Source organism: Candidatus Nanopelagicales bacterium, assembly GCA_018003655.1.
In the GTDB taxonomy this organism is placed as follows: domain Bacteria; phylum Actinomycetota; class Actinomycetes; order S36-B12; family UBA10799; genus JAGNDY01.
In genome coordinates this window covers 1779-18610 of the sequence record JAGNDY010000039.1, presented here as the reverse complement: position 1 = coordinate 18610, position 16832 = coordinate 1779, and the positions used below count along the sequence as shown (strand labels likewise).

Sequence of the window (16832 nt, the reverse complement as noted above, 5' to 3'; positions counted from 1 at the left end):
TGCAGCTAATTGCAGATGAGGCTGTCCCGAACCACGCGGGCTCGGGACAGCCTCATTGCTGGGACCCACCCGCCGCGGGTTGAGATTGTTGCTCTCCCAGACGTAGCGCGGCTGGGTCTACTCGAACCGGCTGGTGTCGCCGGACCCACGGCGCAGGATCTCCGGGATGCCCTCGGACAGATCGATCACGGTGGTCGGCTCGGCGCCGCAGTCCCCGGCATCGACCACGGCGTCCACTTGTTTGTCGAGACGTTCCTTGACCTCCCAGCCCTGCGACATGGGCTGCGCATCTCCGGGCAGCAGCAAGGTCGTTGACATCAGCGGTTCGCCGAGTTCGGTCACGAGAGCCTGCACGACGGCGTTGTCAGGGATTCGTACCCCCACGGTCTTCTTCTTCGGGTGCATCAGTCGCCGTGGCACCTCCTTCGTCGCGGGCAGGATGAAGGTGTAACTGCCCGGTGTCGAGGCCTTCATCAATCGGAATGCGGTGTTACTCACCCGGACGAACTGGCTCAGTTGAGCGGAGTCGTGACACACCAATGTGAAGTGGTGCTTGTCGTCGAGGTGTCGCAGTTCCTTCATCCGGGCGAGGCCCTCAGCGTTGCCCAACTGACACCCCAGTGCGTAGGAGGAGTCTGTCGGGTAGGCGATCAGCCCGCCAGCACGCACGAGGTCGAGCACTTCCCGAATCATTCGCGGCTGCGGGTTGTCTGGGTGGATGTCGAAATATTTGGCCACAGTCAGACCCTACGCGGGCGCCCGCCCCTGCGCCACGGAGCCGAGATTGGTACCCGGTGGTTACTGCCAGCCCAGGGGAGCATGGTCTGGATAGTCAGCGCGCTGCGCGCTCTCGCCCTGAGCGACAGCGGACGCTGGGACGTCAGGAAACGTCGTCGCGGATCACGACCACGGGGCACGGCGCGTGGTGTACGCAGTATGAAGCGGTTGATCCGAGGTGCATTCCGGGGAAGGAGTTGCCGCGACCGTGGCTGCCGATGACTAGGGAAAGCGCACCCTTGGCGGCGTCATGGAGAGCCTTGCTCGGCTTCTGCTCGACTAGTCGTGTCTGGATTGCAACGCCAACTCCATCGTCCCCAAGTCTCTCGAGAGCCTCTGTGATCGTCTTGTCGAAGGCTTCGGCGGCATCGCGCCCGTAGTCGGCCTCGACGTGGGCCGGTGTGATCCAAATCGTGCTCGGAACCTCCCACGCGCCGATTGCATGGACATCTGCGGTGAGCAGTTGTGCGTGGCGGACTGCCCATTCGAGCGCTTTGATGCTCTGGTCGGAACCGTCTACTCCGACAACGATGAAGGGCTTGCTTCCCTGGCTCATAACAACTCCTAGAGGGTCAAATCCGAGAGCGCTCTCACATGGATCACCTAGATCCGATGTACGAAGGACAGCCTAGTGGTGCGCGTGATGACTGCTAGCGGTTCCATTGGACCCTCACGTGGTCGCATGCGACGACGTCTCCACCACCATTGCTGTGCTGGTCTCCTTCATCAACCACATCAGTGAATCTATTCAGACCGCGACGCTGTCTGTCCGTTCTCGGCCGGAGCTTTGTCGCTGGGGGTGAACAATCCATCGCGGCCATCCACGAGATCGACGACCTCACCGCCGGTCCCGCCCCGATGGCAGCTCGAGAGCAGCAGGTGTCGGAGCGGCAAGACGAGCCGGGCCAGCTCCGGCTGTCGTCAGAAGGAATCGCCACCTCGTTAGACCGATCCGGTCGCTATTGGGTGGAAGGAGACCGACGCACTGTGTCAACCGGCAGATCACGTGTAGTTTGCGGGAGTGGCCGCAGGCGCGGTTTCGATTTTCCGCGACAACCGCAGTCTTATCGAGGAGCCGAAAATGATCAAGATTGCCGTGAAGCTATCCCTCGCTGTGGGGACCGCCGCGACACTTGCGTTAGGGCTCCCACTCGCCAGCGCTTCAGCGACGACCGACCACGGCCCTACTGTGCGCAAGAGCAAGTCGTGCCACGGGAAGATCAAGACCCGCGATACGCAGTGGATCACCACCCCGGACGGTCTGTCGACGGTGAAGTGGAAGGCAGGCGCCTACACGTGGCAAATCAGTTCGAACTTCAAGGTCCACCTCGGCTACTCGTACAAGAAGCGCTGCAAGATCGCCAAGAAGACCCTCAAGAGCTTCTACGTCGAAGGCATGACGTACGACCAGTGGTACGGGTACAAGGCAACCAAGAAGAAGACTAAGTGGGTTAATCCTGAGGACCACTCCTCAATCACTATCAGGATCGTCCGAAGCTTCTGACGAGACGGTGGGCCGCGCACAATCCCAGCATCGTTGTTTGGTAGCCACGTGCAGCGCGACGGTCCGCAATCACGCCAGTCTGGTGCTCGTCTGCTCTATGGGTGAATACTTGGCGTCATGAGTGAATCGAAAGACCAACCGGCCACCGACGCGCAGGAGCCCGACGCGGGTACAACCGAGACTGCGGCCCCGGACTCGCGGGAGCAGATGAGGATTGCGCTGGAGAAGAAGAACGAACAGAGCCGCGCCGGGTCTGCTCACCTTGATGGCCACGCGAAGGCTGGCGGGGTACACGGGAAAGCTGGTGGCGCTCGCCAGTTCCGGCGCAAGAGCGGCGGCTGACGCCGGTGTGCCGCAACATCACGACGCTGCGCGGGCTGGAACCGCCACCAACGGAGGCTGAGATCCGCGCCGCCGCAGTCCAGTATGTCCGCAAAGTCAGCGGGGTCGGTAAGCCGTCCACAGCGACCCAGCCAGCTTTCGATGAGGCAGTGGATTCGGTGGCGGCGGCCACCTCGAAACTGATCGCCCAGTTACCACCTCGCCGTAACCCACCTGTGACGGTTCCGCCGAGCAGACGCGGGCATCCCGTCTGAAGGACGACCGCCTTACGTGAGTGACCAGCGTCACGTTAGGACTGGGATTGTTGAACGCTCAACCAACCTTGTAGTCAGTGATAGCTAATCTGACCAAGGGAGAACTGCAATGTCCGTGACCACCGAAGTACCCGCGTTGCTGGCACTGGATCCGGTAGCCCAAGACCTACTCTTCCGCGATGCGCGCACGGCTAACACTTTTACTGACGAGCCCGTGACCGAGGAACAACTTCAGGCCATCTACGACCTGGCCAAGTGGGCTCCCACAGCCATGAACTCCCAGCCCTTACGGCTGGTTGCCGTGCGCAGCAAGGAAGCGCGTGAGCGGTTGGTCGGGTACATGGCAGAAGGTAACCGCGCGAAGACCGCTACCGCCCCATTGACCGTGATCCTCGCAGCGGACGTTGACTTCCACGAGCATCTCCCGCGGGTGTTCCCGCATGCCCCAGGGTTGAAAGACAACTTCAACGACGAGCAAGCGCGCGCTGGACTCGCTGGCAAGCAGGCGTGGCTGCAGGCCGGATACTTCATCCTCGCCATTCGTGCCGCCGGTCTGGCCGCTGGTCCGATGAGTGGGTTCGACGCTGCGGGTGTTGACGCCGACCTGCTCGCTGGCACAACGCTTCGATCTTTCGCTGTAGTCAACATTGGGCAACCTGGACCGGACGCGTGGATGCAGCGCAATCCGCGTCTTGAGCACAAAGAGGTCGTCAGTGTCCTCTGATTCCACAGTCGTGAACGTGTCGTGGTGACTGCGTGATTGCGCACGCAAGCCGATCCCGGAAGCTAGCTGTGTGTACCGCGCCAACCATCACGGTTCGACTGGCACACTGTGCAGGTGCTTAAAGATGAAGCGGAATATGTAGTCGCTGAGCTTCGCAAACGGGATGTCTTCGCCCATCTCCACCACGTGGGTGTTCAACGGGTGGGGGTCCGCATCGTCTTGCCCACGGGAGCGGAGGCGATCTGGGATGCCGACGGCGCGGCCGGACTCGAAGCCCAAGTCATGCGCGACGGTGTGCTGGTCGACTTCGTCCCCGTCATCCCGGGATCTGCCGATTTCACGGCCGAACAAGTGGTTGACGCGATCGCCAACGCCGACTACGGAAGTGGCTGAGCGGCTCACCTCTGATTCTCCACATGTGAACCGCGGGTCACGCCCTTTGCACAACCTTAAGGACGTCTGGGAGAAAAGCCACCACGCCGGGCAATTCTTTACGCCATGTCCACACATGTTTCGAACTCCAACGGTGTCACCCTCCAGTCCGCCTTTCAGGTCGGGGCATCCGTTCCGTACCTGCTCGGCTTCCAACCGTCGAGCAGTGCCGTGTTGGTCTTCTCCCGCAATATCAACAACGAGCTCGTCGTGACGGGTCGGCTTGATCTGCCGAGCGTCGAAGATGAACTGGAAGCGTTCTGTCACGGATGTGCGGTCACTGCCAAAAGTGCGGTCGAGGCCGGGGCAACCTCGGTCCACATCGTCTTGTACCCCGCGCAGGACTCGATGGATGATCGGTCTTTGATGGCGGCGGTCACGGTGGTACTTCAGGATGCCGACCTACAAATCGAAGGCCGAGGCCGCATCGAGCAAAACATGTGGACTGATTACGATCGGCCCGAACTGAGTCCGACGAGCATTTCCGAGCACGGATCGGAGACCGCCTTCAAATGGGCTGCGAACGGAATCTCCTATGTCGCTGACCGAGACCAACTTGCCGCAAGCGTTGCCGGTCCGCCGACACCAACGGCGCGCGCTGTCGCTGAGTTCATCGACAGCGCGAATGGGCTTACCACGCGTACGGTCGCGCGCACCGCGTCCCTGCGTCGATCCACCGAGGACGCGATCTTTGGCTATCTCACCGAGGACCTGAGCATCGACTTGCGGGACAACTCGCCGAAACTCCCGCCCCCGGACGAATTGTCCCGGTGGTTCCTGTCACTGCCTGATCGCCGAGTTCGAGAGCCACTCATGTGGCGACTGTCCCAGCGGACGGCCCGAGACCCACACACGGTCGACCGACTAGCGCGCTTGGTCCGCAATTGCCCGTTCGACCGCGCTGCGGCTATCGCCTCGGTGCTGGCCGCTCATGCCTGGCAGACCGGAAACGGTGCGTTGGCTGCCATCGCGGCGAAGCACGCGCTGGACAGCGATCCGCGAAACGTCCTCGCCGATTTGGTATTCCGGGCCGTGACACAGGGTGTGCACCCGCGGGTGTGGGAGGAAATGCTCGCGTCGATGACGCTGCGAGACCTGCGTTCAGGCACCGTCCACCACTCTTAAGGGCCACCATGGGTGTCGATGTTGTGCGACGGGTGGGGGTGACCTGCCAGGATCGGCGGTATGAGCACGCTCGATCACCTCGACCTGTCCTTATCGTTGTCCAAGCGCGAGGAGGCCAAACGTCTCAAGCGCGCACAGGAGCGGATGCTTTATTTGCGCTTGGTCCTCGGCGGGATCTTCGACGGATCAGGCACTCTCGGACCCCCGGTGTGCCTGGTGTTCGAAGGATGGGACGCCTCCGGCAAGGGCGGAGCGATCAAGCGCGTCGTGTCACCGTTGGATCCACGGCACGTGCGAGTTGCCAGCTTCGCCGCCCCCACCACGGACGAGAAGCGCCACCATTTTCTGGCCCGCTTCTGGGAGCAGCTACCCGGCTGGGGAGGAATGGCCGTACTCGACCGCTCCTGGTACGGCCGCGTACTGGTCGAACGAGTCGAAGGATTCGCGACCGAGGACCAGTGGCGGCGCGCTTACGCCGAGATTCGCGGATTCGAACGCACCCTTGCCGACGAAGGCATGTTGATCCTCAAGTTCTGGATGCATGTGTCGGACGAGGAGCAACTGCGTCGGTTCAAGGCCCGGCAAACCGATCCGTTGAAGTTCTGGAAACTCACCGACGAGGATTGGCGCAACCGCGAGCAGCGCAAGGCATACGAGGAAGCCGTTGTTGAGATGCTGGAGCGAACCGATACCAGCTTCGCTCCGTGGGTCCTGGTGGAGGGCGACAGCAAGCGTTACGCCAGGGTCAAAGTCATCGAGACTGTCGTCGCTGAGATCGAGCGGGCACTTGAGCGGGTCGGCATCGAACTGCCCCCCGAGACGCCAGGGAGTTAGCTGCTCGACGTATGGTCTGTCGCCATGCACTTCTCTCGTCGGGGGACGAGGGGATTCGGTGAGGGTCATCGCACGATCCCTGGACACCGCTTTCTCTTCGCGATGACCCGTCCCAACGCGCGCCCAATCCGCTGGATCGTGCCTGTCGGCGCGGCCGTGGTGCTTGCAAGCTGCAGCGCAACAGGCGTTGCAGGCGACGTCCCGCAGGTGGTTGACCTTGGCGGCGAGGTAAGCGCTGCACCTCCGCGCGCTGACTCCGACGCGGCTGGCGCAGCCAGCAGCGGCAGGCCGAATGCGTCAGCCAGTGATCAGCGGGCGGACGACTCGCAGTTGCCCCTTCAGTTGTCCACGCCACCTTCGGTGTCGCCAGAGCGCGCGGCGGTTGCTGCCGCGGCAATCGCCGATTACGCGGCCAAAGTGGGCATTACGGTTCGCGACCTTCGCGTTTCCACAGAGTCGCCCAACTCGTCCGATGCCGACTTATCGGCCGAAACGAATGGGCGCCCAGTGCGCTTGGCGGTGCTGGTGAGTCGGGTCAAGGGCACGTGGAAAGTTGTTCAAGCACGCCAGATACCAACGGGACCGACATCGTGAGGAGGTCCGCGCGGACCGGGCGGTCCGTATGGCTGGTTGCGGTCATGCTCGCAGCCATCGCGTTGGTTCTCGGCGTTCCCCAGAGTGCGTCTGCAGATCCTGGCTGGAGCGGAACAGGCGGTGGCTGGAGCGGCCACGGTTCGGTGTTCCTCCCAGGTGGCCAGCAGGTCGGTGGACCCGCCCGCGGCGATGACGGAACTGGCTGCGGCGCAATGTGTCAATGGTGGATCGTGCCGATGTGCGGTCTGACTGGCGCGTACAGCTGTGAGGCGCTCGGGGCATGCGAGAACAAGGGGGAGCGACGCTACTTCGTCTACTATCGGGGTCCCGGCGCGCTCGATAGTGTGCTTCAGTCCGCGTACTGCGCCGTCCCCGGCCAGCGCCCGATATCGACCCAAGAGGTCGGTCAGTGGGTCGGTCAACAGATTCGCGCCCGGGCTCCGAAGCTGCACGTAGGGCTGCAACCTCGCGGAGGAGCCGTCACCCAACTTCCCACCATCTTCCGGACGGGTCAGCCTGCGAGCTTTCAGCGCTCGGACTCGTTGGCCGGGGTGTCGGTGCGCTTTAAGGCCGGAGCTCGCTGGCGCTGGACGTGGGGCGATGGCTCGCATACCGACACCACGCGTCCTGGCGGTAGATGGCCAGACATGTCACTTACCCACACGTACCGTTCCGATGGCCACGTGGGAGTGGCGGTTCATGCGTACTGGAACGCTCAGTTCTGGGTGGGGGAGAGTGGACCTTTCGTCGTCGGCGGCGAGCCCGTCTCGCAGTACGATCAGCGAACCATCAAGGTGAGGCAGGCCCGGGCTGTCCTGGTAGCTGGTGACTGAAAACCTAAGAAACCGCCGCCGGATCGCGAGGCGCGGAATATCGGTGAGCCCCAGGGAATTACAATGGTGGGTGTCCGGGGAAAACCGGAAAATCCTAGCTCCTCTTGACTGCGTCTACGCGGCCCGAGCTACCCATTTCCGTCTACATCATCGAGAGGTCGTCTGTGTCGCCGTCCCGCACCGCATCGGCTCCAGCAACCGCCAAGAAGTCACCGGCGAAGAAGGCAGCTACGAGCAAGCAGAAGGCTGCCACAAACACCAAGTCCTCGACTGCGAAGGCTCCGACGAAGAAGGTCACCGCGGCCAGTAAGGCCCCGGCAAAGAAGGTCACCGCGGCTAGTAAGGCCCCCGCCAAGGAATCGGCGAAGCCCGCGAAGAAGCCCGCATCAAAGAAGGCCCCCGCGAAGTCGACGACTACGAAAGCCCCCGCCAAGTCGAGCACAAAGTCAGCCGCGAAGAAGCCCGCGACCACCAAGGCTCCCGAAACCAAGGCCGCAGCTAAGGCGACCCCTGCGAAGGCACCAACCAAGAAGGCCGCCACAGCGAAGGCACCAGCGAAGAAGACCGCCACAGCAAAGGCTCCCGCGAAGAAGACCGCCACCGCAAAGTCAACGTCCGGCGACGCAAACCTCAAATTGGTCGACGAACCGGTGAAGAAGGCCAGCCGTTCCCGCAAGGCGGCAAAGGCTGCTGACGCCGACGTGCCCGAGGCGGAACTCGGGGCAGCAGCGGTACTGGAGAAGGAACTCGAATCAGAACTCGCCGAGGATCTTGCGACTGTTGACGGTGCCAAGACGGCAGATGGAAAGAAGCCGACCGAGGGCGAAGCGTTCGTGCTCTCCGATGTGGACGACACCGACGAGCCGGTGCAGCAGGTCACCCAGGCGGGCGCTACCGCAGATCCCGTCAAGGACTACCTCAAGCAGATCGGCAAGGTGCCGCTGCTGAACGCCGAACAAGAGGTCGAGCTAGCCAAGCGCATTGAGGCGGGTCTGTTCGCAGAGGAAAAACTCGCCGCCGGCGTCAAGGAATCCAATCTACGCGCTGACCTTGAGTGGATTTCCGAAGACGGCAGGCGGGCCAAGAACCACCTGCTGGAGGCGAACCTGCGGCTGGTTGTCTCGCTGGCCAAGCGGTACACCGGTCGCGGAATGCTCTTCCTGGATCTCATTCAAGAGGGAAACCTCGGCCTGATTCGCGCCGTCGAGAAGTTCGACTACACCAAGGGCTACAAGTTCTCGACCTATGCGACCTGGTGGATCCGCCAGGCCATCACCCGCGCCATGGCAGACCAGGCCCGCACAATCCGTATCCCCGTCCACATGGTCGAGGTCATCAACAAGCTCGCCCGCGTCCAGCGGCAGATGCTCCAGGATCTCGGTCGCGAGCCGACTCCCGAGGAGCTAGCCAAGGAACTGGATATGACGCCTGAAAAGGTCGTCGAAGTTCAGAAGTACGGCCGCGAACCGATCTCGCTGCATACCCCACTCGGTGAAGATGGCGACAGTGAGTTCGGCGATCTGATCGAAGACTCCGAGGCGATCGTGCCAAGCGACGCGGTGAGCTTTACGTTGCTCCAAGAACAACTTGAGTCAGTGCTGGACACCCTGTCTGAGCGCGAGGCCGGAGTTGTTCGCATGCGCTTCGGTCTCACGGACGGTCAGCCAAAGACGCTGGACGAGATTGGCAAGGTGTACGGCGTCACGCGGGAACGCATTCGCCAGATCGAGTCCAAGACGATGTCGAAGTTGCGGCACCCGTCTCGCTCGCAGGTTCTGCGCGACTACCTGGATTAGGCCCCGGCGCCGTTAACGGTCCGTGTGACCCAGAACAGCTCAGTCGGACGGAACCATTGGTTCCGGATCGAGGCGATCGCTTTCATCATCGATACGAGCGGCTAGGGGCCGCAGTGCATCGAGGTGCTTACGGGCGTGGTGGCTGCAGAACAGCAGTTCGCCGCCTGAGGTGAGAACGACGCGTACGTAGGCCGTTGCACCGCACCGGTCGCATCGATCTGCCGCGGTCAGTGAGGCCGCGGGCGCCAGTGTTGGGGTCATGGGTCCACCTCCTGCTCTCAAGCGCTGCTAGCTGTCGTGCCAGCCTCGCATCTTCCTAACAGTCTCGCATCCCTAATTGCTTCCCACATCAAGTGAAAGCCAAGTTCGCCCTTGGCGTATTGGTTCTTCATCACAATCGGTCATTGACAGGCGTTGACTCCTTGTGTGGGTAGCCTGCGGGGGTGGCTGCGACCAAAGAGACTTACACGGCCAGGGACCTGTCGGTTCTTGAAGGCTTGGACGCGGTCCGTAAACGACCAGGGATGTATATCGGCTCGACAGACTCTCGCGGCCTCATGCACTGTGTGTGGGAGATCATCGACAACGCAGTCGATGAGGCTCTTGTCGGCCAGTGCACCCAAGTGACCGTGATCCTGCATCGAGACGGCTCCATTGAGGTCCAAGACAATGGCCGCGGAATCCCCATCGATACTGAGCGGAAATCCCGTCTGTCCGGACTCGAGTTGGTGATGACCAAACTGCACGCGGGCGGAAAGTTCGGCGGCGGTTCCTACAACGCGGCTGGCGGCCTGCACGGAGTCGGTGCGAGCGTGGTCAACGCTTTGTCGGTTCGCATGGATGCCCAAGTCGACCGCAGTGGCAAGATCCACGCGGCATCATTCCGGCGAGGGGTCACGGGCCACTTCGACGGTGACGGCCCGGATGCACCCTTCAGTAAGAAGTCCGGTCTGCAAGTGCTCGGATCGGTGCCCCGACGCCGAACCGGAACACGCATCCGGTGGTGGCCAGACCCGCAAGTGTTCACCAAGGACACCGAGATCTCCTTTGACCGGTTGTTGGGTCGCGCGCGGCAGACCGCGTTCCTCGTGCCGACGCTGACGCTGACCGTCCGCGACGAGCGGACAGATGAGCTGCGGGAGGAGAGCTTCAAGTTCTCCGGTGGCCTCGACGAGTTCGTGGACAACCTGCGCATCGGCGAGCCCGTCACTGGAGTCATTCGGCTGACCGGCGACGGCCACTTCCATGAAACCGTGCCGGTGCTCGACTCCAAGGGGCACATGCATTCCCAGGAGGTGGAACGCGAACTCGGCGTTGATATCGCACTGCAGTGGGAGAACGGCTACGAGACCACTGTGCGCTCGTTCGTCAACGTGATCGCCACCCCGAGCGGCGGAACCCATGTCGCTGGATTTGAGCGCGCCATCAGCAAGGTGCTCAACGAGCAACTGCGGAACGCCAAAATCCTCAAGGGCAGCGAAGACAATGTCACTAAAGACGATGTGCTCGAGGGCATGACTGCTGTGATCACCGTGCGCGTGCCGGAGCCGCAGTTCGAGGGCCAGACCAAAGAGATCCTGGGCACACCGGCGGCCTCCCGGATCGTGGCCAACGTCGTGAGCAAGCAACTGGGTGCCTGGTTCGCCACCCCGCCCCGCGGCGCCAAGGTCCCTGCGCGGGCCGCGCTGGAGAAGGTTGCCAACGCGTCGCGAGCCAGGCTCGCCGCACGGCATCAACGGGATGTCGCCCGACGCAAGACCGCGCTGGAATCATCTGCGCTGCCGGCCAAGTTGGTCGACTGCCGAAGCACGGACCCGGCTGTTTCGGAACTCTTCATAGTCGAGGGCGACTCCGCGTTGGGCACCGCCAAGCTGGCCCGCAATAGCGAACGACAGGCGCTGCTGCCGATTCGCGGGAAGATCCTGAACGTTCAGAAGGCCAATGTCTCCGACATGTTGAAGAACGCCGAATGTGCCGCGATCCTGCAGGTCATCGGTGCCGGATCGGGACGATCTTTCGAACTTGATTCAGTCAGATACGGGAAGATCATTTTGATGGCCGACGCCGATGTCGACGGTGCCCACATCCGTTGCCTGCTACTGACCCTTGTGCACCGGTACATGCAGCCACTGCTGGAAGCCGGCAGGGTCTTTGCCGCAGTGCCCCCACTGCACCGCATCGAGGTCAACGGTCGTGGTGGTAAGTCAGGCGAAGTCATCTACACCTACTCCGATGACGAGATGCGCCGAACGATTGAGCGGCTCGAGTCAGAGGGCAAGTCCGTGAAGGATCCGGTTCAGCGATTCAAGGGCCTTGGCGAGATGGATGCCAAGCAACTACGCGACACAACGATGGACCCGGCGCATCGCCTGCTGCGCCGCGTGACGTCCTCAGATACCCACGCCGCAGCGCAGGTCTTCGATCTGCTCATGGGTAGCGAGGTGGCCCCGCGCAAAGAGTTCATCGTCGCCGGGGCAGCTGACCTGGACCGCGACAGAATCGACGTCTAAACCGCCGATACCGGATCGCCGGCGGCTCCTGGAATTGGACGCTCAGCAGTCAATCGGCTCGAGCACGCCAGATTCGACGTGATAGAGGGCCCCACCGACGACCACTCCCGGCGGCATGAGCGGCAATGAGCGGATGCGCTGCACATCAGTTCCCAGCGTCTCTAGTTGGTCCTCGACCACTCGGAACTCGAAGCTGCGGGTGTCGGTCCCGTAGTCATCTTGGATCTGCTGGTGAATCTGCTCCTCGGTCGCGGAGGCCATTTTGCAGTTGGTGTGCGGCATTACCAGCACTCGTCGCACGTTCAGTAGGTACGCGGCCAGGAGCAAGGTGCGCGAGACGTCGTCAGTCACCCTTGCGCCGGCGTTGCGGAGAATCTTCACGTCGCCGGCCTTCATGCCGAGTAGCTCAAGGGGGTTAATCCGGGAATCCATGCAGGTCACCACAGCCAGTTCGCGCGCGGCGTTTCCCGTTAGATGTTGATCTCGAAACGCCGCCGCAAAGTCCTGGTTCGCTGCGAGGACGTCGCCGAAGGATTCAGTGGGGAACTGCGTCATGCGTACATCATGCCGATTCGCCCGACGAGTGCCCCGGGAAGACCCCATGTGTGGGGTCGATGTGGGGCGCAGCGTTGTTGACGGCGGTCGCTGCCTCTCCAAAACCAACGGAGATCAGGGCGACCTTCCCCGGGTAGTGGGTAATGTCGCCAGCGGCGTAGACGCGCTCCATATTTGTCGCCATCGACGTGTCGACCAAGATGTGGCGCTTCTCCAATTCCAGTCCCCATTGCGCCAGTGGACCAATATTGGCGATGAATCCCAATGCCGCTACCACGGTCTGAGCTTTGATCGTTTCGGTGGCCCCGTCGGCCTTGCTCTTGACGCTGACCTGCTCAATCCAATCGGCACCCTCAACGCCGTCCAACTCCGCTGAAGTGATGAGCCGCACGCCAGCGTCGCGAACCTTGTCCACCAGCGAGGCGTGCGCTCGGAACTGCTCGCGCCGGTGAACCAAGGTCACCGACGCCGCGATCGGCAGTAGCGACCACGCCCAATCGAACGCCGAGTCGCCACCCCCGATGATCACGACGTCCTTGCCCGCGTGATCGTTAAGCCGAGGAACGAAGTAGACGACCCCTTTGTCGATCCATTCCTCCCCAACGGGGATCGGTCTCGGCTTAAAGGACCCGATCCCTGAGGTGATGACCATGGCTTTGGCGCTGATGCGAGTCCGTGCGTCGGTTGTGACTGTGACGCCGTCGGAGTGGTTCTCGAACTCGATTGCCTGCTCGCCCAGGAAGTAGGTAGGACTGAAGGCGTTGGCTTGTTCGACTAGGCCGTCAACGAGCTCGCGTCCCTTGACCACGGGGAAGCCGGCGACGTCAAAGATGTCCTTCTCGGGGTACATCGCCGTGATCTGTCCGCCCGGCTCAGGTAGTGCGTCAACGATCGCTACCGAGAAGCCGCGGAACCCGGCGTAGTACGCCGCGTAAAGGCCGGTGGGCCCAGCGCCAACAATGAGCATGTCGCATTCGTGTGAAGACACGGTGCTCACCGTAGCCGCAGTCCCCAGCCATGTGCGGAAGGCACGTCCAGATCATCGCCAACGCGCATCAGTTGGGATCGTTGCCTGGCTTCCATTTGATCCCACAACCCATCGATGGTTTGTGCGGCTCGGGAACTGGCTGCCCGGCGATGGTTTGCTCGATGGCGGTTCGCAGCATTTGGCCGTCAATCGGGACGCCGTTCTTCGGGGTCGAACCGTCGAAGGCGCCGCGGTAGGTCAGGAGTCCTTGTTGGTCGTAGAGGAAGAAGTCGGGGGTACAGGCGGCGTTGAATTGTGTCGCCGCAACCTGGTCGGCGTCGATGAGGTAGTCGAACTGCCAGGTGGCCCGCTGCTGCTGGGAGCGCAGGCCGGCGGCGTCATCGTCTGGGTACTGCTCAACGTCGTTGGAGCTGATCGCGATCACGTCGAGGGTGGGTCCCTCGAAGACACGAGTCAACTCGCCGATCGCCTGCTCGAGGTGACGAACGTACGGGCAGTGATTACAGGTGAACATCACCAGAGTCGCTCGATCACCGACGCTGCGGCGGGTGTTGACGGGGTTGCCGTCGAGGTCGGGGAGTGTCACATTGGGCATCGGAGTGCCGAGCGGAACCATGGTGGATTGCAGCGCCATGGCATGAGCGTAGCTTGGCGACGCTCATGGATCCGCGTTGCTTTCATCGCCATCGTGCGCGGCACTGGTAATCGACTTCCTCAGGCGGCGCCGAGCGTCCTCGTGACCTGCTTGACGGCGGCGAACTGGGTGATGTGCAGAGGGAGGCTGCGGCCGGGGCGCGCAATCCGCGCGAGAAGTCGCGTCGCCTGCGCGATTCGCCGAGGACTAGTACCGGGCAGGTACAGGCCGTTGATCACGTCCGTTGCATCCGGTGCCGATTCGAGCGGCAGTGTGTACCGCCTCGTCTCGTAGTTGATCAGGGTGAGGTCGGCGCTCTGGCAGGCGGTCTGTATCGCGCGGCGAGTGAGTGTTTGCGGCAGTTTTGGAGTCGTCCGCAGGCCCGTGAGTAGTGCGCTGGTAGCTAAGAGCTGGTGTCTGGTCGGCGGTCCCGTGGTCGGGAACATCGCTGCAAGGACGCCGCCTGGGGCGAGCACCCGGCCGATTTCGCCGATTGCAGGACGTACTGGACGCATAAGCATGAGGGCCATTGAGCAGAAGACGGAGTCAAATTCTTCACCGCGAAATGGCAGCGCCCTTGAGTCTGCGAGTAGTACCTGGGTTTGGTCGCTGTGCGCGCGAGCGGCACGAAGTTCGTTGAGCGCTACGTCCACACCGACGTAGGCGGTGGCCTCTGACAGATAGTGGGCGACCGGTGCCGACCCGCAGGCAACGTCGAGAGCGTTCAACGGTCTTTTGGGAAACGAATCCACCAGATCGTGATACGGGTTTCGGCCTTGCCCGTCATGTGCGCGGTTCAGCAGGCGTTCGGTGATTCCGGGGTTCGCGGCGTGATAGTCCGCTAGATACGAATCCCAGTCGACTCCCACCTTAGACATCGTGCTCCTTCACCACCGATGTTGCCGATCCACGCCGTCGGCTAGTCACGGTCCGGATGGCGCTGCTTCGCGCGCGCGATGTCCGGGCTGCCGGTAGCAAAACCGGCCAAGGCAAGCATTCACTCGGTATCTCGCCATGGAGCAGACCGTGCCACCGCGAGGCCCTGGCTGGCATAGAGTTCGGTTCTGCCCACCGACGAGTGCAAAGCGAGGCGACTGGTGTCCCGAGAAGTGCACGAAGCCGAATACAACACCGAGGAGGCCGGCCGACATGCGACCAATCTGGAATTGTTTCTCGACTTGGTCTTTGTCTTTGCGGTCGGCCAAATTGTCAGTGTCCTCGATGGTGAACTGAACCTCGCCACATTCGCCCGAGGCCTCCTGTTGGCGTGGCTCACGTGGTGGCTATGGACCCAATTCGCGTGGTTGGGAACTTCCATTGACTTAAGTGAGAGATCGAGATCTCAGCTGCTGGTGCTCATTGCTATTCCGTTGACGCTGTTGATGGCGATTGCGATACCGGACGCGTACGGTTCGACTGGCCTGCAGTTCGCGGGCGCCTATCTGGTGGTCAACTTGCTCTGCTTGGCGATCCAAGGTCGTGGCCTGTGGTCAGACCCCAAGGCCCGTGCTGCGTGGCTGCAGTATGGGCCGATTGCCGCGATCGCCCCGCTTCTGCTCGTAATCGGGGCGTACTTCGAGGGGAATGCCCGAACAGGGCTATGGGTAGTCGCCGCAGTCATTAACGTATTCAGCGCGCTGGCGGCTGGACGCCAGAACTCAGAAGGCTCCAGGCAATGGCGAGTCGACCCGACTCACTTCGCCGAACGGCACGCGCTATTCGTCATCATCGTGCTGGGTGAGGTGGTGGTGGCGATCGGAGTAGCGGCGTCCGGTTCCGAACTCGGTTTCAGCACCCTGATCGGGGCAGGGGTTATCGCGGCGGCAGCCGTTGCGTGCGCGTTCTGGTGGACCTACTTCGCGTTTATCCCCGACGCCGTGGAGACGGCATTGCGTCAGGCGGCGCTGCCGAAACGCGGCCGAGTTGCCCGGGACCTATTCACCTTTTGGCACTTTCCGTTGATCTTCGGAATCCTGCTCTTCGCACTGGTCGCGGAGCACGTCGTCGTGGATCCAGCCCACCACCTTGACTGGGTGAACCTGGGCGTGCTTGTCCTCGGTGTTGCGCTCTTCGCTAGTGCCCTTGATGTCATCAAGTGGCTGGCCGTGCGCCGCATCGGACCGGAGCGTCTGATCGCGATCGGCGTGGTTGGCGTGATCTGCGCGCTGGTCGGGCCGCACGTCCCTGGCGCGCTGACGTTGGCGATGGTCAGCGTCGTGTTGGTTGCGATGCAGGTCATTACTGTGCGGCGCTTCGAGAATGCCCGCAGTACGTTCGACTAAGCCCGTCACGCCAGAGCGCACGACCGTCACGTCGATGATTCGCGCCTAGTCGGCGGGTGCCTCCGCAAGTCGCGCTTTGCGTTGCCCGGAGCGGTAGAGCACCAACAGGATGAGGGCGAGCAGCGGGCCGCCGATGTCGGCAGGGATCGCCCAGACGTTGTCTGGCGCGTGGTTGTCGTGTGCGACCAATTGCATGATGTGGCCGACGGCGTCGCCCCAGAACGAGATCGCCAACGCCACCACAGCGGCTGTCATCCAGCCGTCACGGAAGTGGCGCCACGCACAGCCGACGCCGAGGACGCCTATCGCGATGTCACCCCAGCCCACTTCCCACTCGAACATCGATGGTGCGTAGCCGATGCTGCTGGAGGTGTCGGACGAGCCGCCGGTGACGTGCGGCAACGCGGCCAGGATCGTCCACGCGCCGCCAAAGACCAGCACCCAGAGCAGCGCCAACTCGAGCACCCGATGCCGTGTTCGGCGGTCGGGTTTGCGGTCGACTAAGACATGGATTGCCCAACCGATGAGGATGATGATCCACGGGATGAGGAAGAAGAAGCCCATGCTGACTCCTAGGCGCAGTATGACGGCGGATGGATCCTAGATTAGCGATTACGCCTCGGCTGGTGCGACTGGTGCGATTGGTGC

At 62.4% G+C, this 16832-nt stretch carries 18 protein-coding genes; 11 read left to right on the top strand and 7 right to left on the bottom strand.

Going from position 1 to position 16832, the window contains the following annotated elements; genetic code table 11:
- Positions 1 to 117: 117 nt before the first annotated feature.
- Both KAZ48_06980 and KAZ48_06975 read right to left on the bottom strand, forming a co-directional pair.
- Entirely contained in the window at positions 118 to 738 is a 621-nt protein-coding gene (locus KAZ48_06980; GenBank protein ID MBP7972528.1) for a threonylcarbamoyl-AMP synthase, read from the bottom strand.
- Positions 739 to 880: 142 nt separating this feature from the next.
- Positions 881 to 1333 (bottom strand): universal stress protein, encoded by a 453-nt coding sequence (locus KAZ48_06975; GenBank protein ID MBP7972527.1) that lies wholly within the window; start codon positions 1331 to 1333, stop codon positions 881 to 883.
- Positions 1334 to 1858: 525 nt separating this feature from the next.
- On the opposite strand from KAZ48_06975, the gene KAZ48_06970 reads away from it, so the two are divergent.
- From KAZ48_06970 to KAZ48_06925, 10 genes are all read left to right on the top strand, one after another.
- Positions 1859 to 2281: a hypothetical protein gene (locus KAZ48_06970; GenBank protein ID MBP7972526.1), complete on the top strand. Its 423-nt coding sequence runs from the start codon at positions 1859 to 1861 to the stop codon at positions 2279 to 2281.
- A gap of 117 nt (positions 2282 to 2398) precedes the next feature.
- Positions 2399 to 2623, top strand: coding sequence for a DUF5302 domain-containing protein (locus tag KAZ48_06965; protein MBP7972525.1), 225 nt, complete (start codon positions 2399 to 2401; stop codon positions 2621 to 2623).
- 5 nt (positions 2624 to 2628) lie between these two features.
- Positions 2629 to 2877 (top strand): DUF2277 domain-containing protein, encoded by a 249-nt coding sequence (locus KAZ48_06960; protein ID MBP7972524.1) that lies wholly within the window; start codon positions 2629 to 2631, stop codon positions 2875 to 2877.
- Positions 2878 to 2986: 109 nt separating this feature from the next.
- Positions 2987 to 3601, top strand: coding sequence for a malonic semialdehyde reductase (locus tag KAZ48_06955; GenBank protein ID MBP7972523.1), 615 nt, complete (start codon positions 2987 to 2989; stop codon positions 3599 to 3601).
- A gap of 114 nt (positions 3602 to 3715) precedes the next feature.
- Entirely contained in the window at positions 3716 to 3994 is a 279-nt protein-coding gene (locus KAZ48_06950; protein MBP7972522.1) for a hypothetical protein, read from the top strand.
- 105 nt (positions 3995 to 4099) lie between these two features.
- Positions 4100 to 5158, top strand: coding sequence for a DUF4192 family protein (locus KAZ48_06945; protein ID MBP7972521.1), 1059 nt, complete (start codon positions 4100 to 4102; stop codon positions 5156 to 5158).
- A gap of 60 nt (positions 5159 to 5218) precedes the next feature.
- A complete protein-coding gene (locus tag KAZ48_06940; protein ID MBP7972520.1) occupies positions 5219 to 5992 on the top strand; it encodes a polyphosphate kinase 2 family protein in 774 nt (257 codons plus the stop codon).
- Between the two features lie 638 nt (positions 5993 to 6630).
- Positions 6631 to 7419, top strand: a complete 789-nt coding sequence (locus KAZ48_06935) for a hypothetical protein (protein ID MBP7972519.1) — start codon at positions 6631 to 6633, stop codon at positions 7417 to 7419.
- Between the two features lie 164 nt (positions 7420 to 7583).
- Entirely contained in the window at positions 7584 to 9215 is a 1632-nt protein-coding gene (locus KAZ48_06930) for an RNA polymerase sigma factor (protein ID MBP7972518.1), read from the top strand.
- Between the two features lie 443 nt (positions 9216 to 9658).
- The gene (locus KAZ48_06925) at positions 9659 to 11725 is read left to right on the top strand and encodes a type IIA DNA topoisomerase subunit B (protein ID MBP7972517.1); all 2067 of its coding nucleotides are present in this window, start codon (positions 9659 to 9661) and stop codon (positions 11723 to 11725) included.
- A gap of 42 nt (positions 11726 to 11767) precedes the next feature.
- Here the strand turns inward: KAZ48_06925 and KAZ48_06920 are convergent, their stop codons facing one another.
- The 4 genes from KAZ48_06920 to KAZ48_06905 form a co-directional block, all read right to left on the bottom strand.
- Complete coding sequence (locus KAZ48_06920) at positions 11768 to 12280, bottom strand: carbonic anhydrase (GenBank protein MBP7972516.1); 513 nt, start codon at positions 12278 to 12280, stop codon at positions 11768 to 11770.
- Between the two features lie 7 nt (positions 12281 to 12287).
- Entirely contained in the window at positions 12288 to 13268 is a 981-nt protein-coding gene (locus tag KAZ48_06915) for an NAD(P)/FAD-dependent oxidoreductase (GenBank protein ID MBP7972515.1), read from the bottom strand.
- A 67-nt stretch (positions 13269 to 13335) separates the two neighbouring features.
- Entirely contained in the window at positions 13336 to 13902 is a 567-nt protein-coding gene (locus KAZ48_06910; GenBank protein ID MBP7972514.1) for a thioredoxin family protein, read from the bottom strand.
- Positions 13903 to 13982: 80 nt separating this feature from the next.
- Positions 13983 to 14780 carry a methyltransferase domain-containing protein gene (locus KAZ48_06905; protein MBP7972513.1) on the bottom strand — a complete coding sequence of 266 codons (798 nt, stop codon included), beginning with the start codon at positions 14778 to 14780 and terminating at the stop codon, positions 13983 to 13985.
- Between the two features lie 219 nt (positions 14781 to 14999).
- Between KAZ48_06905 and KAZ48_06900 the strand changes: the two genes are divergently transcribed.
- On the top strand, positions 15000 to 16184 hold the full coding sequence (locus tag KAZ48_06900; GenBank protein ID MBP7972512.1) for a low temperature requirement protein A: 1185 nt from the start codon (positions 15000 to 15002) through the stop codon (positions 16182 to 16184).
- A gap of 45 nt (positions 16185 to 16229) precedes the next feature.
- Here KAZ48_06900 and KAZ48_06895 read toward each other — a convergent pair whose 3' ends face one another.
- Positions 16230 to 16748, bottom strand: coding sequence for a hypothetical protein (locus tag KAZ48_06895; GenBank protein ID MBP7972511.1), 519 nt, complete (start codon positions 16746 to 16748; stop codon positions 16230 to 16232).
- Positions 16749 to 16832: the final 84 nt, after the last annotated feature.

Coding starts and splice junctions, on each gene's coding strand:
- KAZ48_06975 (MBP7972527.1), bottom strand. CDS start 1,333: ATGAGCCAGGGAAGCAAGCCCTTCATCGTTGTCGGAGTAGACGGTTCC.
- KAZ48_06970 (MBP7972526.1), top strand. CDS start 1,859: ATGATCAAGATTGCCGTGAAGCTATCCCTCGCTGTGGGGACCGCCGCG.
- KAZ48_06965 (MBP7972525.1), top strand. CDS start 2,399: ATGAGTGAATCGAAAGACCAACCGGCCACCGACGCGCAGGAGCCCGAC.
- KAZ48_06955 (MBP7972523.1), top strand. CDS start 2,987: ATGTCCGTGACCACCGAAGTACCCGCGTTGCTGGCACTGGATCCGGTA.
- KAZ48_06945 (MBP7972521.1), top strand. CDS start 4,100: ATGTCCACACATGTTTCGAACTCCAACGGTGTCACCCTCCAGTCCGCC.
- KAZ48_06940 (MBP7972520.1), top strand. CDS start 5,219: ATGAGCACGCTCGATCACCTCGACCTGTCCTTATCGTTGTCCAAGCGC.
- KAZ48_06935 (MBP7972519.1), top strand. CDS start 6,631: ATGCTCGCAGCCATCGCGTTGGTTCTCGGCGTTCCCCAGAGTGCGTCT.
- KAZ48_06920 (MBP7972516.1), bottom strand. CDS start 12,280: ATGACGCAGTTCCCCACTGAATCCTTCGGCGACGTCCTCGCAGCGAAC.
- KAZ48_06910 (MBP7972514.1), bottom strand. CDS start 13,902: ATGGCGCTGCAATCCACCATGGTTCCGCTCGGCACTCCGATGCCCAAT.
- KAZ48_06905 (MBP7972513.1), bottom strand. CDS start 14,780: ATGTCTAAGGTGGGAGTCGACTGGGATTCGTATCTAGCGGACTATCAC.
- KAZ48_06895 (MBP7972511.1), bottom strand. CDS start 16,748: ATGGGCTTCTTCTTCCTCATCCCGTGGATCATCATCCTCATCGGTTGG.